11 protein-coding genes and 1 rRNA gene are annotated in these 15585 nt (G+C 71.4%); 5 read left to right on the top strand and 7 right to left on the bottom strand.

The window, feature by feature from the left end:
* Window positions 1–105 (bottom strand): 16S ribosomal RNA (locus tag E1266_RS17550); the annotation flags it as partial.
* A 786-nt stretch (window positions 106–891) separates the two neighbouring features.
* On the opposite strand from E1266_RS17550, the gene E1266_RS17545 reads away from it, so the two are divergent.
* Window positions 892–1662, top strand: a complete 771-nt coding sequence (locus E1266_RS17545) for a hypothetical protein (protein WP_243718523.1) — start codon at window positions 892–894, stop codon at window positions 1660–1662.
* Here E1266_RS17545 and E1266_RS17540 read toward each other — a convergent pair.
* Together E1266_RS17540 and trxA are read right to left on the bottom strand one after the other, a co-directional pair.
* On the bottom strand, window positions 1591–2442 hold the full coding sequence (locus E1266_RS17540) for a putative RNA methyltransferase (protein WP_243718522.1): 852 nt from the start codon (window positions 2440–2442) through the stop codon (window positions 1591–1593). The genes E1266_RS17545 and E1266_RS17540 overlap by 72 nt on opposite strands.
* Window positions 2443–2573: 131 nt before the next feature.
* A complete protein-coding gene (trxA, locus tag E1266_RS17535; RefSeq protein ID WP_132048223.1) occupies window positions 2574–2927 on the bottom strand; it encodes a thioredoxin in 354 nt (117 codons plus the stop codon).
* A gap of 130 nt (window positions 2928–3057) precedes the next feature.
* Between trxA and E1266_RS17530 the strand changes: the two genes are divergently transcribed.
* Together E1266_RS17530 and E1266_RS17525 are read left to right on the top strand one after the other, a co-directional pair.
* Complete coding sequence (locus E1266_RS17530) at window positions 3058–4068, top strand: sigma-70 family RNA polymerase sigma factor (RefSeq protein ID WP_243718521.1); 1011 nt, start codon at window positions 3058–3060, stop codon at window positions 4066–4068.
* Window positions 4069–4191: 123 nt separating this feature from the next.
* Window positions 4192–5538, top strand: coding sequence for a 3-deoxy-7-phosphoheptulonate synthase class II (locus tag E1266_RS17525; RefSeq protein ID WP_207945711.1), 1347 nt, complete (start codon window positions 4192–4194; stop codon window positions 5536–5538).
* A gap of 107 nt (window positions 5539–5645) precedes the next feature.
* Here E1266_RS17525 and E1266_RS17520 read toward each other — a convergent pair whose 3' ends face one another.
* The 3 genes from E1266_RS17520 to E1266_RS17510 are packed head-to-tail and all read right to left on the bottom strand — an operon-like array spanning window position 5646 to window position 8672.
* The gene (locus E1266_RS17520; protein ID WP_221480752.1) at window positions 5646–6014 is read right to left on the bottom strand and encodes an ATP-binding protein; all 369 of its coding nucleotides are present in this window, start codon (window positions 6012–6014) and stop codon (window positions 5646–5648) included.
* Between the two features lie 44 nt (window positions 6015–6058).
* Window positions 6059–6385 (bottom strand): STAS domain-containing protein, encoded by a 327-nt coding sequence (locus tag E1266_RS17515; protein WP_229808757.1) that lies wholly within the window; start codon window positions 6383–6385, stop codon window positions 6059–6061.
* Between the two features lie 43 nt (window positions 6386–6428).
* On the bottom strand, window positions 6429–8672 hold the full coding sequence (locus E1266_RS17510) for a SpoIIE family protein phosphatase (RefSeq protein ID WP_243718520.1): 2244 nt from the start codon (window positions 8670–8672) through the stop codon (window positions 6429–6431).
* A 351-nt stretch (window positions 8673–9023) separates the two neighbouring features.
* On the opposite strand from E1266_RS17510, the gene E1266_RS17505 reads away from it, so the two are divergent.
* A complete protein-coding gene (locus tag E1266_RS17505) occupies window positions 9024–13286 on the top strand; it encodes a HAMP domain-containing protein (RefSeq protein ID WP_243718518.1) in 4263 nt (1420 codons plus the stop codon).
* A gap of 156 nt (window positions 13287–13442) precedes the next feature.
* The gene (locus E1266_RS17500) at window positions 13443–14099 is read left to right on the top strand and encodes a response regulator (protein ID WP_132048215.1); all 657 of its coding nucleotides are present in this window, start codon (window positions 13443–13445) and stop codon (window positions 14097–14099) included.
* A 24-nt stretch (window positions 14100–14123) separates the two neighbouring features.
* On the opposite strand, the gene gltX is transcribed toward E1266_RS17500, so the two are convergent.
* A complete protein-coding gene (gene gltX, locus E1266_RS17495) occupies window positions 14124–15524 on the bottom strand; it encodes a glutamate--tRNA ligase (protein ID WP_132048214.1) in 1401 nt (466 codons plus the stop codon).
* Window positions 15525–15585: the final 61 nt, after the last annotated feature.

The raw sequence follows: 15585 nt of genomic DNA, 5'->3' as shown, positions 1-15585 counted from the left end.
CCCGTTCGCCGCTCGAGTACCCCCGAAGGGGCCTTTCCGCTCGACTTGCATGTGTTAAGCACGCCGCCAGCGTTCGTCCTGAGCCAGGATCAAACTCTCCATTAAGGTCCAAACGACCAACCCAGGGGGCGAACCCCAGACCGGCCAAACCTCGGAAACAATCCCAGCAAACAACCCCTCAACAGAGAGGTTCTTGCCTCAAAGAAATCCCCACCACCCACGCAAAGCGAGGGCGGCCACGGGGCGACCCGACCAGAACAAATCCAGTCGAGCCGATAAAGGCACTGGCTTTTAACACGCTGTTGAGTTCTCAAGAAACGGACACCCACCGCGCCGAACCCCGCTCCCGCGGACCCCGGCTCCGGGGCAACCCTTCTAACTTACCTGGTTCCCCACGCCTGTCAAGCCAATCAACCAAGATCTTTTTGACGGACGGACGGTTCACCATCCCCCACGCGACAACCAACCCACAGGCCAGAAGACCTGAAGAAGATCGTTTCGTAAGAGATGCCCTACGGGCCGGCCACCGCTCGGTGTCCAGCATCCCGTCTCGGGCTGTTCAGTCATCGTACATCAGTCCGAGCGCAACTCGGACCGTTTCCGTTAGCTGAGCGTTCCCCGGGGCCGGCCGCTCGCTGGCGTCCCGCATCCCCTTGGGGCAGCACTGACGTTAGGGTCCCCGATCGGCATCGTCAAATCGCGACACACGTCCACCGGCGCATCTTGTCGCCCGGGCACACCACTCGTCTCGCTGACCTCGACGTTCACGTACTACGTGGGTCGGGTCACAGTGGGGTACCGTGCGCAGACCGCATGTCCCGCGGAGTCCGGCGTACTGGCTGGGGATGCGTCCCCGACAGGGCGGCCGGCCGAGGTCAGGAGGAACGCCTCGTGAGTGTGTCCGTCGCCATCCGCGCTTCGGCGGAACGTCTGGTGGTCGCCGCGACTATGGGGCCCACGGTCCATGACGTGCACGCGTGGCGGTTCAAGGTTGTGCCCGGGCTTATCGAGGTGCATGCCGATCCGGAGAGGCTCCGGCCGAAGGGCGACCCTGCGGGGCGCAGCCTGTACCTGAGCAGCGGGGCGGCGCTCGTCAACCTGCGGCTGGCGGCCGCCCAGCTCGGCCACGAGACGGTTGTGCGGCTCCTGCCGGACGCCCGGCGTCCATCGGTTCTCGCGTCGGTGCGGCTCGCGGGACGTCACCGGATCACCCGTGAGGAGCGCCTGCTCTACGCCGCCACGCTCAAGCCGTTCACCGCGGAGCGTCCGGCGGTCGGCGTCCGGCCGCCCGCTCCCCTCGTCAACGAGTTGGGCGAAGCGGCGAGGCTGGAGGGTGCTGCGCTTCATCCGCTGCCCGACACTCAGGACGCGACCGCCCAGCGGGCAGTGCTGACCTCCTTTGGCCACTCCCCCGTCGAGTTGATACGTGCAGGGCAGGCCCTGCAGCGTCTCCTGCTGAGTGCCACGGTGCGAGCGGTCTCGGCTTCGTTCAGGGTCGGTGTCCCCGTCCCTGGTGTAGAGGCCATGACGCGACCGGGCGAAGTGCCGCAGGTTCTCATCGAGCTCACACAGCACGCGGACGCCAGGCGGCTACTCAAGCCGCCGGTAGCCCGACAGCACGAAGGACAGGGGAACTGGCAGCGGGTCGGGGACGCGCGCTAGCCGCTCAGCGAGCAGATCCGTCGCCACGTGATGCGCGCTGGGCCCCATGCCCACAAGGGTGGTGACCTCTCCGTGGGACAGGTCGGCCTGGGTGTCGATCTCCCGGCGCGAGTCCAGCTTGAAGTAGCCGGCCAGCGCAGCGTCGGTGCGTTCGGTCTTGCGTTCGTCGATGGTGAGGAGGCCGAGCGCCTCCACGAGCGGGCCGAGGTGCCGGGGCGACGGCGTCACGGTGAACAGCAGCCCGTCGTCGCGGAGCACCCGGTGGAACTCGGCGGCGTTGCGGGGCGCGAAGACGTTCACGACGGTGTCCGCGGCTCTGTCGCGCAGCGGGAGCGGGCGCCACAGGTCCGCGACGACCGCTCCGGCGCGCGGATGGGCCTTGGCCGCCCTGCGCGCCGCGTGCTTGGAGATGTCCAGGGCGAGCCCGGTCACGTCCGGCGATCGGTCGAGGATCCGGCCGAGGTAGTACCCCGTGCCCGCTCCGGCGTCGAGGACGAAGGACGGACCGGCACGTGAGACGTCCCAGGCGAGACGGTCCGCGAGTCCTGCGAAGTGGCCGGCGCGGAGGAAGTCGTCTCGTGCGCGCACCATCTCGGGGGTATCGGCCGTGCCCGGACGGGCGTTGCCCGGCAGCAGGTTCGCGTACCCCTGTCGCGCGATGTCGAAGGCATGGCCGGCGGGGCAGTGGAGTCCGCGGTCGACCAGGTCGAGGTCCGATCCGCACACGGGGCACACCAGGCGGCGGACGACATCGGCGAGCATTACTCCATCATCGGCCATGGGGCGTACGCGGCGGGCGGCACCCGTCCGCTTCTTTGCCGACGCGCCACCGCTGCTTCGCCCTCACGTCCGGGGCCCGCCACCTGGACGACGGCGTCCTCCTGGGAACGGCGCAAGTACGCGCCGGCCGCTCAGGCCTCCGCGCGGCGGCGGACGTCTTCCATGTCGAGGCCGCGTACCTGCTCGATCACGTTCTCCAGCACCGACTCGGGCACGGCGCCCGGCTCGGCGAAGACGATCATGCCGTCGCGGATCGCCATGAGCGTCGGGATGGACCTGATCCCGAACCGCTGGGCCAGGTCCGGCTCGGCGTCGGTGTCGACCTTGGCGAAGACGATGTCGTCGTGCTTGTCCGCCGACCTCTCGTACACGGGCGCGAACCTCTTGCACGGGCCGCACCAGTCCGCCCAGAAGTCGACCATGACGATCCCGTCGCCTTGAGCGACCTCGTCGAAGTTCTCAGCGGTCAGTGTGACCGTCGCCATGTCGGTTTCTCCTCAGTACGGGTATCAGGTCGTAGAGCGGCTGACAGCCTCGCAGTATTCCCCACCCGGGAATCACAGAGCGGTAATTAGCGTTGTCCCCCTAGGGAGATCGCACCGGAGAAGGGTCAGGATGGCTGCAACCCGTACCAAGGGCGACAGGGTCGACGCTACCGACAAGGATCTGGTCGGAGCGTATCTCGACCGGATCGGCCGTACTCCCCTGCTCGACGCGCAGGAGGAGGTCGATCTGGCGAAGGCGATCGAAGGGGGCCTGTACGCCGAACAGCTGCTCGCGCGGGGGAAGGCGCCGGAGGGCGCGACCCGCGAGGAGCTGGAGGAGCTGGCCGCGGCGGGGCTGCGCGCCAAGCAGCGCTTCGTCGAGGCCAATCTGCGCCTCGTGGTTTCGATCGCCCGCAAGTACCCGACCGACTCGTTGCCCCTCATCGACCTCATTCAGGAGGGGAACCTGGGCCTGATGCGAGCGGTGGAGAAGTTCGACTACCGCCGCGGCTTCAAGTTCTCCACATATGCGACGTGGTGGATCAGGCAGGCGATCGGCCGCGGGCTGAGCCACACCGCCCGCACGATCCGGCTGCCCGTCCACGTCGAGGAGGAGCTTTCGCGGCTGCGCCGCGCGGAGCGCCAGCTCGGCCGCGAGCTCGGCCGGGAGCCGACCCGCGAGGAGCTCGCCGACACGCTGGGCGCCGAGGCCGAGCACGTGGACGAGCTGCTGCGCTGGCGGCGCGATCCGGCGAGCCTGGACGCGACCGTCGACGACGCGGGCGAGACGCCGATGGGCGACCTGCTGGAGGATCCGGACGCCGTGACGCCGGAGGCCGAGATCCTCGCGCTGGACGACATCGAGGGCCTGGCGCGGCTGCTGGACCGGTTGCCGGAGCGGGAGTCCGCGATCGTGCGGGCGCGGTTCGGCATGGAGAGCGGCCAGCCGCTGTCATACGCGCAGATCGGCGCCCGGTACGGCCTGAGCCACAACCGGGTGCGGCAGATCACCGACCGGTCGCTGCGGCGGCTGCGGCAGATGGCCGGGGAGACCGAGCTGAGCGGGCGCCGGACGCTGCCGGGCGGGCCGGGTACCGGACGGGAGCCGGTACGCGCCACCGCCGGGAGCCGCGCCGCCTGAGACAGGCCCGCAGCCCCTCCGCTCCGTGATCGACGAAAGGGCGGCCCCGCCACCGGGGCCGCCCTTTCGGGTTAGCGCAACGCTGCGTCATCCTGGCCGGCCGAGGTGCCATAGCCTTTTCGTGTGACTAACTCCGCCATCGAAAAGCTCGACGCCTGGCGCTCGTTCCCCGCCCTCCAGCAGCCCGACTGGGACGACCCGGACGAGGTCCGGGCGGTCACCTCCGAACTCGCCGCGCAGCCTCCGCTCGTCTTCGCCGGCGAGTGCGACCAGTTGAAGGCCCAGCTCGCGGACGTCGCGGCCGGCAAGGCGTTCGTCCTGCAGGGCGGCGACTGCGCCGAGACGTTCGACGGGTCGAACGCGGACGCGGTGAAGAACAAGCTGAAGACCCTGCTGCAGATGGCGGTCGTGCTCACCTACGCCGCCAGCGTGCCGGTCGTGAAGATCGGCCGGATGGCGGGCCAGTTCGCCAAGCCCCGCTCGAAGCCCGTCGAGGTGCGCGGCGGCGTGGAGCTGCCCGCGTACCGGGGCGACGCGGTCAACGGCTTCGCCTTCGACGCCGCGTCCCGCCGCAACGACCCGAGGCGGCTGCTGAAGGCGTACCACTGCTCGGCGGTGACGCTGAACCTGTGCCGGGCGTTCACCCGAGGCGGGTACGCCGACCTCCGGCAGGTGCACGCCTGGAACCAGGACTTCGTCGCGCGGAGCCCGGCGGGCCGCCGCTACGAGCAGCTCGCGGGCGAGATCGACCGGGCGCTGACGTTCATGAAGGCGTGCGGGGCGAACCCGGACGAGTTCCACGGGGTGGAGTTCTACTCCAGCCACGAGGCGCTGCTGCTGGAGTACGAGCGCGCCCTGACCCGCACCGACCACCTCAGCGGCCTGCCCTACGACGTGTCGGCGCACTTCCTGTGGATCGGGGAGCGCACCCGCCAGCTGGACGGCGCGCACGTGGAGTTCCTCCGGCACATCCACAACCCCATCGGGGTGAAGCTCGGCCCCGCCACGTCCCCGGACGACGCCCTGGCGCTGATCGAGCGCCTCAACCCGGAGGGCGAGGCGGGCCGGCTGACCTTCATCACGCGGATGGGCGCGGGCCGGATCCGGGACGCGCTGCCGCCGCTGATCGAGAAGGTGCACCAGAGCGGCGCGCCCGTCGCGTGGATCTGCGACCCCATGCACGGCAACACCTTCGAGGCGCCGAGCGGGCACAAGACCCGCCGGCTGGACGACGTCCTGGACGAGGTGGCCGGGTTCTTCGAGGTTCACCAGGCGCTGGGAACGCACCCGGGCGGCATCCACATCGAGTTCACCGGCGACGACGTCACCGAGTGCGTGGGCGGTGCGCACGGGCTCGCGGAGGCCGATCTGCACCAGCGGTACGAGACGGCGTGCGACCCGCGGCTCAACCGCGGCCAGTCGCTGGACCTGGCCTTCATGGTGGCCGAGCTGTACCGCAAGTCCGCCTGAGGGCCCGCCCCGCCGCGGTGCTCCCGCGACATGCAGCGCGCCGCCGACCGGAAGGTCGGCGGCGCGCTTCTTGTCGATACGTGTTCAGGACGTTCTGCGGGGACGTGTCAGATGTCCACCTCGGCCCAGACGACCTTTCCGCCGGTCACGGGGTCGGCGCCCCAGGAGTTGGCGAAGCGGTCGACGATGAACAGGCCGCGGTGCGACTCGTCCAGCGGCCCCGGCACGGTCAGCCGCGGCAGCTGGGCGGCCCGGTCGCGGACCTCGACGCGGACGCGGCCGTCGTCGCGCAGCAGCCGCAGCTCCAGCGCCGTCCCCGCGTGCCGGACCGCGTTGGCGACCAGCTCGGCGACGATGGCCGTGACGAGCTCCTCGCGGTCCATCAGCGCCCAGGTGCGCATGGTGCGCGCGGCGAGGCGCCGAGCGTACTCGACGGCCTCGGTCTGCGGCGCCGCGCGCAGTGTGGTCTCCGTCATCGGATCGGTCACTCCGCCGGCTCGCGGTTCTTCATCGTCTCTCCTCACCGCCCATCCGCCGGAGCCTCCTCCGCCGTGTCCTCGATGAGAAAACGGTCGAGGCCGGTCGTCTTCAGCACGTTCTCCACCCGGCCGTAGGCACCGGTCACGGTGAGCGTGGCGTTCTGCGCGCGGGCGTGCTTGTACGCCCGGACGAGAACGTTGAGACCGGAGGAGTCGCAGAAGTCGACGGCAGCGAGGTCGACGACGACCGCGCGCTCGCCCGCGTCCACGAGCTCGGTCAACCGGGACCGCAGCTCATCGGAGGAGTGCAGGTCGATGGAGCCGCGCGCGGCGATCGTCGCGCGGCCTTCCTGTCGTGTCGTGTGCAAGGCAAGCCCCACGCCACCCCACCTTACCGATTGTTGGTCTCCATCATGACGCCCGCAGAACGATGAGGGCAATGTCGTCGTTCGACGGCTCCGGGCCGAAGTCGCGTACGGCGCGCTGGATGCGCGCGGCGACCGCTCCCGCGCTCAGCCCCGCGCAGTCGGCGAGCAGATTCTCCAGTCCGTGGCCGTCGCCGAGGAGCCGGCCGCCGGAGCGCCGCTCGGTGACGCCGTCGGTGACGCAGAGCAGGACCTCTCCGCGGCGCAACTGGACCGTGTCGGTGTGGAATTCCACGCCGTCGAACACGCCGAGCAGCGGCTGCGGCGAGGCCGCCTCGCGCACCTTGCCGTCGGGGGCGAGCAGCAGCGGCGGCGGGTGTCCCGCGCTCGTCAGCCTGATCGTCACGCCGTCGCTGCGGCGCCGCGCCGCGATCTCGCCGTGCAGGAGGGTGAGCAGCCGCCCGCGCTCGCCCTCGCCGAGGATGAGCCGGTTGAGGCGGTTCAGCACGGCGGGGACGGACATGTCCTCGGCGGCGAGGATGCGCAGCGCGTGCCGGGCGAGGCCGGTGACGGCGGCGGCCTCGGGGCCGGTGCCGCACACGTCGCCGATGGCGAACCGCCAGGCGGTCGCGGCGCCGCCGGGGCGCCGCCCGCCCTCGAAGACGTCGTAGAAGTCGCCGCCGACCTCGCTGCCCTCGCCCGCGGGCTCGTAGACGACCGCGACCTCCAGGCCGGGGATCTCGGGGATGCCGGGCGGCAGGAGGCTGCGCTGCAGGGCGCTGCTCATGGCGGTCTGCGCGGAGAACAGCCGCGCGTTGTCGACGGCGAGGGCGGCGCGGCGGCTGAGCTCCTCGGCCAGCTCGATCGCGCTGCGCGGGAAGCGGTCGTCGGCCGGGCGGCCGATGACGATGGTGCCGATGCGCCGGCCGCGGGCGATCAGCGGGAACGCGTAGACCTGGTCGGCGGCGGTGTCGCCGACGGCGGCCCGGATCTCCCGCGGGGCGGTGGCGAGCCCGTTCCAGGGCCCGGGGACGTCCATCGGCGGGGCGGCCCCCGCGTGCTCGAGCAGCTCGCGGAGCCCGTCGGCGCGGGTCTCGTCGGCGTGCCACACGTAGGCGAGCCGGTCGGGTTCGGACTCGCCGACGGTGTAGACGGCGCACCAGGTGGCCAGCCGCGGGACGACGAGCTGGGCGACCAGCGCCATCGTGCGCTCCTGGTCGAGGGTCCCGGCGAGGAGGTCGCTGGCCTCGGCGACGAAGCTGAGCCAGCCCCGCCAGGACCGTTCCAACTCGCCCACCCTGGCCTTCTCCAGGGAGAGCGACATCTCGTCGGCGAGCCGGCCGAGCCGGACGCCGTCGGCCTCGGCGAACCGGCCGGAGACGGATGAGACGGCCACCAGCAGCCCGGTGAGGCGTCCCTGGGACTCCAGCGGCGCCGCGGCCAGCGACCGGGCCTGCAGGGCCGCGGCGGTCGGATCGGAGGCGTCGCTGGCCACCCAGGCGGAGCCGGCGCGGGCGGCGGGGCCGAGTCCGGCCACCGACAGCTCGCCGAGGGACACGTCGGTGGCGGTCCCGGCGGACGCCCCCATGATCAGGCGGCCGTCGCGCTCGGTCAGCAGCACGGCCGCGCCCTCGGCGCCGAGGACCTCCCGGACGCCGGCGACGCCGTCCTCCATGGACTCCACGGCCGTGGGCGAGCGGAGCAGCCGGTCGCCGGCTGCGGGGAGGTCGCCCACGCCGTCGCCGATGCGCTTGTCCCGGGCGTGGCCGGCGTCGGCGCTCTCGCGGCCCGCCTCGCCCATGCCGTCGCGGACGGTGCGCTCACGCCCGGCCTTGCGGTCGCGGGAGGGCTTGCCGGAGGGTGCGGCCCCGGTGGCCTCTCCGGCCGGGGACGCCGTTACGGCGCCGTCCGTGGCGCCGGGCCGTGGCAGCCGGAACCAGACGCCCTTGGTGCGGCGGTCGTAGGAGACGCCCCAGGACGCCGCGAGCCGGGCGATCGACGGCAGGCCGCGCCCGCTGGTCGCCGTGACGCCCGGCATGTCGATGCCGCGGGTGGGGTGGCGGTCGCGGACCTCGATCTTGATCTCCCCGGCCTCCAGCCGGCAGGAGACCTCGAAGGACGTGCCGGCGTAGGCGATCGCGTTGGTGGCGAGCTCGCTGGTGGCGAGGACGGCGTCGTCCGCGACCTCGTCCATGCCCCAGTCGGCCAGCACCTTCCGGACGAACCGGCGCGCGTCCGCCACCGCCGGGGCGGCGGACGGGAAGGTCGCCGACGCCGTCTGCCGATCCAACTGCCGTCCCTCGTTCGATGAGTCACTACCGAGCCCGGCCATCGTGACAGACCGGTGGGCCGCCCGGCCACGAGGCCCGTGTGCCGGAGGTTAGGCCGTAGGTCCGGCCTGGGGGTTCCGGCCTCGGGGTGCGGCCTCGATGCGACACGACAGACCGTAACACGAAGACTACAAGCCAAGATGCACGGTCATTGCCTTCCGTTCACCTCCGTGGCGTGGAGGGCGTCCCAGCTCCGTACGGCGACGTAGAGTACAGGGTGCGGCCAGGAGGGGTCCTGTGGAAGGGCCCGTGCCATCTGGCTAGCCGGTATCCGGATACCCCGACAGTCGCGGGCCAGGAGGATGAAGAGCATGCCGCGTACCGCGTCCCGTGCCCGCCCCGGCGGCGGGTACCGCGACACCGCCCCCCGCTACAGCGACGCCGACCTCGAACCGCTTCTCCGGGCGCTCGTCGCCGTCCGGGACGGCAAGGCGAGGTCAGAGCTGAACGTCCCGGGCGAGGGTGCCGTGGCGGAGGCCGCAGCGATCCTGGAGGAGATCCGGCAGAACGGCCACGAGCTGGCGTCGGGGCTGCACCGCGTCCGCCGGGAGATCGGCCGCGAGGGCCATCTGCGGGGGCGGCTGACGCCTGGGGCCCTGCGGGGCACGTGGGCGGTCGCCGTGGAGGACGCGAACGCGATCATCGACAAGCTGACCGACCTGGCCACGGGGATGAGCCAGGTGGTGGAGGCGGTGGCCGCGGGCGACCTGAGCCAGCGGGTCGAGCTGCGGGTGCGCGGCAGGCCCATGCGCGGGGAGCTGCTGCGCATGGCCAAGTCGGTCAACGGCATGGTGGAGCTGCTCGACCAGTTCACCTGGGAGGTCACCCAGTTCGCCCGCGAGGTGGGCACGGAGGGGCGCCTCGGCGGGCAGGCCCCGGCGCGCGGGATGACGGGCCGGTGGCGCGACGTGACGGCCTCGGTGAACGTGATGGCGGCGCGGCTGACGTCCCAGGTCCGCGACATCGCGGAGGTCACCACCGCCGTCGCCGAGGGCGACCTGACCAGGAAGGTCACGGTCGAGGCGACCGGTGAGCTGCAGGAGCTGAAGCTCACCGTGAACACGATGGTCGACCAGCTGTCGGCGTTCGCCGACGAGGTCACGCGCGTCGCCCGCGAGGTCGGCACCGAGGGCCAGCTGGGCGGCCAGGCGAACGTGCCCGGGGTCAGCGGCGTCTGGAAGAACCTCACCGACAACGTCAACGCGATGGCGAACAACCTGACCTACCAGGTGCGCAACATCGCACAGGTCACCACCGCCGTCGCCGAAGGCGACCTCGGAAAAAAGATCACGGTCGACGCCCAAGGCGAGATCCTCCAGCTCAAGGACACCGTCAACACCATGGTCGACACGCTGTCGGCCTTCGCGGACGAGGTCACGCGCGTGGCCCGCGAGGTCGGCACCGAGGGGCGCCTCGGCGGCCAGGCGAACGTCCCGGGTGTGAGCGGCGTGTGGAAGGACCTGACCAACAACGTCAACGGCATGGCGTCCAACCTCACCTACCAGGTGCGCAACATCGCACAGGTCACCACCGCCGTCGCCGAAGGCGACCTCGGCAAGAAGATCACGGTCGACGCCCAGGGCGAAATCCTCCAGCTCAAGGACACCGTGAACGCGATGGTGGACACGCTGTCGTCGTTCGCGTCCGAGGTGACCCGGGTCGCCCGCGAGGTCGGCACCGAGGGCCGGCTCGGCGGCCAGGCACGCGTGCCCGGGGTCAGCGGGGTCTGGAAGGACCTGACCGACAACGTCAACTCGATGGCGAACAACCTGACCACGCAGGTCCGCGGGATCGCGCAGGTCACCACGGCGGTCGCGCAGGGCGACCTGACCCGCAAGATCGAGGTCGACGCGCAGGGCGAGATCCTGCAGCTGAAGGACACCCTGAACACCATGGTCGACACGCTGTCGGCCTTCGCGGACGAGGTCAGCCGCGTGGCCCGCGAGGTCGGCACCGAGGGGCGCCTCGGCGGCCAGGCCCGCGTGCCCGGCGCGGGCGGCATGTGGAAGGACCTGACCGACAACGTCAACGGGATGGCGTCCAACCTCACCTACCAGGTCCGCAACATCGCGCAGGTGGCGACGGCGGTCGCGCACGGCGACCTGACGCGGCGCATCGACGTCGACGCGCAGGGCGAGATCCTGGAGCTGAAGACCACGCTGAACACGATGGTGGACACGCTGTCGTCGTTCGCGTCCGAGGTGACCCGGGTCGCCCGCGAGGTCGGCAGCGAGGGGCGCCTCGGCGGGCAGGCCGAGGTCGAGGGCGTGTCGGGCACCTGGAAGCGGCTGACCGAGAGCGTCAACGAGCTAGCCGGCAACCTGACCACCCAGGTCCGCGCGATCGGCGAGGTCGCCAGCGCGGTCGCCACCGGCGACCTGACGCGGACGATCACCGTGGAGGCGCGCGGCGAGGTCGCGGAGCTGAGCGACAACGTCAACCTGATGGTCGCGACGCTGCGCGAGACGACCCGCGCCAACGAGGAGCAGGACTGGCTCAAGACCAACCTGGCGCGGATCGGCGGGCTCATGCAGGGCCACCGCGACCTCATGCAGGTCGCCGAGCTGATCATGCGGGAGCTGACGCCGACGGCGAGCGCCCAGTACGGCGCGTTCTACCTCGCGGAGAACATCGGCGACGAGACCGAACTGGTGATGATCGCCGGCTACGGGACGCGGCGCGGGCGGGTCGGCAACGTCCGGTTCGCGCTGGGCGAGGGCCTGGTCGGGCAGGCGGCGCAGGAGCGCCGGCCGCTGCTGATCGCCGACGCCCCCGCCGAGTACGTCAAGATCGGCTCGGGGCTGGGCGAGGCGTCCCCGGTCAACATCATCGTGCTGCCGATCGTGTTCGAGGACACCGTGCTCGGCGCGATCGAGCTGGCGTCGTTCGGCCGGTTCACCGACGTCCACCTGGCGTTCTTCAGCCAGCTGATCGAGACGATCGGGGTCACGCTGAACGCGATCAGCGCCAACACCCGCACCGAGGCACTGCTCAGCGAGTCGCAGCGGCTCGCGCAGGAGCTGCAGGAGCGCTCGGACGAGCTGCAACGCCAGCAGGGCGAGCTGCGGCACTCCAACACCGAGCTGGAGGAGAAGGCGGCGCTGCTGGCCCAGCAGAACCGCGCGATCGAGATCCAGAACTTCCAGATCGAGCAGGCCAGGCGGACGCTGGAGGAGCGCGCCGAGCAGCTGGCGATCTCCTCGCGCTACAAGTCGGAGTTCCTGGCGAACATGTCGCACGAGCTGCGCACGCCGCTGAACAGCCTGCTCGTGCTGGCCAAGCTGCTGTCGGAGAACCAGGACGGCAACCTCACCGGCAAGCAGGTGGAGTTCGCGCAGACGATCCACGACTCGGGCACCGACCTGCTGGAGCTGATCAACGACATACTCGACCTGGCCAAGGTCGAGGCGGGGAAGATGGAGGCCAACCCGCAGCAGCTGACGGTGTCGGCGCTGGTCGACTACGTGGACGCGACGTTCCGCCCGCTGTCGGTCGACAAGGGCCTGCAGTTCGGCGTGGAGGTCGCGCCGGACGTCCCGACCACCCTGAACACCGACGAGCAGCGGCTGCAGCAGGTGCTCCGGAACCTGCTGTCCAACGCGGTGAAGTTCACCGCCGAGGGCGAGGTGCGGCTGCTGATCGAGCGGGCCGGCGACATCGACTTCACGCTGCCCGCGCTGTGGAACACCCCGGACGTCATCGCGTTCCGGGTGATCGACACCGGCATCGGGGTCAGCAACGACAAGCTGCAGGAGATCTTCGAGCCGTTCCAGCAGGCGGACGGGACGACGAGCCGCCGCTACGGCGGCACCGGCCTCGGGCTGTCGATCAGCCGCAACATCGCGCGGCTGCTGGGCGGGGAGATCCACGCCGAGAGCCAGCCGGGCCGCGGCAGCGTGTTCACGCTGTACCTGCCAGCCCGGTACAGCGAGCGCGACGGGCGGCGCCGCTCGGCGCCGGCGAGCGACGCGGCCGGCGCGGCGGAGGACGCGCCGGGCCTCGCGCCGGGCGACCGGTCCGCGGACGCCGCGCTGCCGGCGGCGCAGTCCGGTGCCGGGCACGGCCCGGCCGGGGAGAACGGGCTGCCGGGCGAGCAGCACCCGCCCGGCGGAGAACGGGCCGGTGAGGGGAGCCCCCCGGTGTCCGGGCTGCTGGAGGGGCCGCCCGCGGACTACCTCGACACCGTCCTGTCCGGCCGCAAGGTGCTGATCGTCGACGACGACGTCCGGAACGTGTTCGCCCTCACCAGCGTCCTGGAGGGCTACGGGATGGACGTCCTCTACGCCGAGGACGGGCAGGCCGGCATCGACGTCCTGCACCGCAACCCGGACGTGGCGATCGTGCTGATGGACGTCATGATGCCGGGCCTGGACGGCTACGCCACCACGGCCGCGATCCGGGAGATGCCGCAGTTCGCCGAGCTGCCCATTATCGTGATCACAGCGAAGGTGATGAAGGGCGACCGGGAGAAGACCCTGGAGTCGGGCGCTTCGGACTATGTGCCCAAGCCCGTGGACGTCGACCATCTCCTTGACGTCATGCGGAACTGGCTGCAACCCTCCATCGTCCACTGAGGAGAGGAGGGCCTGGGCGGTGAACATGCTTCATCCGGCCAGCCGGGCGAGGCCGTGACCCGGCGCGTGCCCCGCGGGATGAAGAGTGTTCAGTAAGGTCGCCGTGGGCGCTGACGCGGCGCGGCGATCGCGGGGACCGGAATCGGAGAGACGCGCGTGGACGACAAGGCGAAGATCCTGCTCGTGGACGACCGCGAGGAGAATCTGATCGCGCTGGAGGCCATCCTGAGCTCGCTGGACCAGGACCTGGTCCGGGCGCGCTCCGGCGAGGAGGCGCTCAAGGCGCTACTCACCGACGAGTACGCGGTCATCCTGCTCGACGTCGTCATGCCCGGGATGGACGGGTTCGAGACCGCCCGGGACATCAAGCGCCGCAAGAAGACCCGCGACCTGCCGATCATCTTCCTCACGGCGGTGAACAGCGATCCGGACTACGCCTTCCGCGGCTACGCGGCGGGCGCGGTCGACTTCATCTCCAAGCCGTTCGACCCGTGGGTGCTGCGCGCCAAGGTGTCGGTGTTCGTGGAGCTGCACAACAAGAACAAGCAGCTCCGCGACCAGACGACGCTGCTGCGCGAGCAGGCCGCCCTGCTGCGGGAGCAGTCGACGCTGCTGCGGGCGCGCCCCGGGGACGAGGCGCCGTGGCAGGCGCTGGCCCGGCGCGCCGCCGAGCGGCTCACGGCGGTGGAGGAGCAGGCCGAGGTCGTCGGGAAGCGCGTCCCGGACTCGCTGCGCGGCGAGGTCGACGAACTCGGCCGCCGCCTCACCGACCTGCGCCTCGCCCTGGAGGGCGAGGCGCAGCCCGGCTCCTGAACCGCCCGGCCCGCGGGCCGGGGGTCAGGACGCCGCTTCGAGGCGTGCCCTCGCGGCGGCGATGCGGGTGAGGGTGCGGTCGCGGCCGAGGATCTCCAGGGACTCGAACAGCGGCAGGCCGACGGTGCGGCCGGTGACGGCGACCCGGACCGGCGCCTGGGTCTTGCCGAGCTTGAGGCCGTGCTCGGCGCCGACGCGCTCCAGCCGGTCCTTGAGCTCGGCGGCGTTCCACGGCGCGTCCCGGTAGGCGGCCTCGGCGGCGGCGAGGATCGCGGCGGCGGGCTCCTTCATGGCCTTGTTCCAGGACTGCTCGTCGGCGGGCGGCTCGTCCAGGAACGCGAAGTCGATCATCTGGACGATCTCCGAGAGGACCGCCACCCGGGTCTGCGCCAGCGGCGCCAGCTCGGCGAACACCGCGACGTCCACGTCGAACGGCGCGTCCTGCAGGAACGGCAGGCACTCGGCGATGAACTTCTCCACCGGCAGCGCGCGGAGGTACTCGCCGTTGAACGAGCGGAGCTTCTTCTCGTCGAAGAACGCGGGCGAGGTGTTGACGTCCTCGATGCGGAACTCGTCGACGATCACGTCCCACGGGACGATCTCGCGGTCGCCGGACGGGGCCCAGCCGAGCAGCATCAGGTAGTTGCGCATGGCCTCGGGCAGGTAGCCCTCGGCCCGGTAGTCCTCCAGGGCGACCTTGTCGCGCCGCTTGGACAGCTTCTGCCGCTTCTCGTTCACGATCACGGGGACGTGCGCCCACACGGGCGGCTCCGCGCCGAGCGCCTCCCACAGCAGCTGCTGCTTGGGCGCGTTGGACAGGTGCTCCTCGCCGCGAACGACGTGGGTGATGCCCTGGCTCATGTCGTCGACGGCGTTGGCCAGCAGGAACGTCACCGAGCCGTCGGCGCGGGCGATGACGAAGTCCTCCAGGACGACGTTCTCGAAGACGGGCTTGCCGCGCAGCAGGTCCACGACGGTGGTCTGGCCCTCGTCGGGGGTGCGGAAGCGCAGGGCGCGGCCCGGCCCGGCGTCCAGGCCGCGGTCGCGGCAGAACCCGTCGTAGCCCTGGTGCTGGTCGCCGGTGCGGGCGATCACGGCCTCGCGGGTGCAGTCGCAGTAGTAGGCGCGGCCCTGGCCCTTCAGCGTCTCGGCCGCCTCGGCGTGCCGCTCGGTGTTGGCCGACTGGAAGTAGGGGCCCTCGTACTGCTCGCCGTCCATCCCGAGCCAGGCGAGGGCGCGGATGATGCCCTCGGTCCATTCGGGGCTGTTGCGGGACGCGTCGGTGTCCTCGATCCGCAGCACGAGCGTCCCGCCCGACTGCGCGGCCATCACCCAGTTGAACAGCGCCGATCGGGCGCCGCCGACGTGGAACATGCCGGTCGGGGACGGGGCGAAGCGGACGCGCAACGATGAGGTCGAAGACATGCTCCAAGCGTAGAGCGCGCGGGCCCCCGTTCGCGCCGGGACCCGCGCGCCCGCCCCCATC

The sequence above is a fragment of the Actinomadura sp. 7K534 genome, from assembly GCF_004348575.1.
In the GTDB taxonomy this organism is placed as follows: domain Bacteria; phylum Actinomycetota; class Actinomycetes; order Streptosporangiales; family Streptosporangiaceae; genus Spirillospora; species Spirillospora livida.
This window is presented reverse-complemented; position numbering and strand designations above follow the sequence as displayed.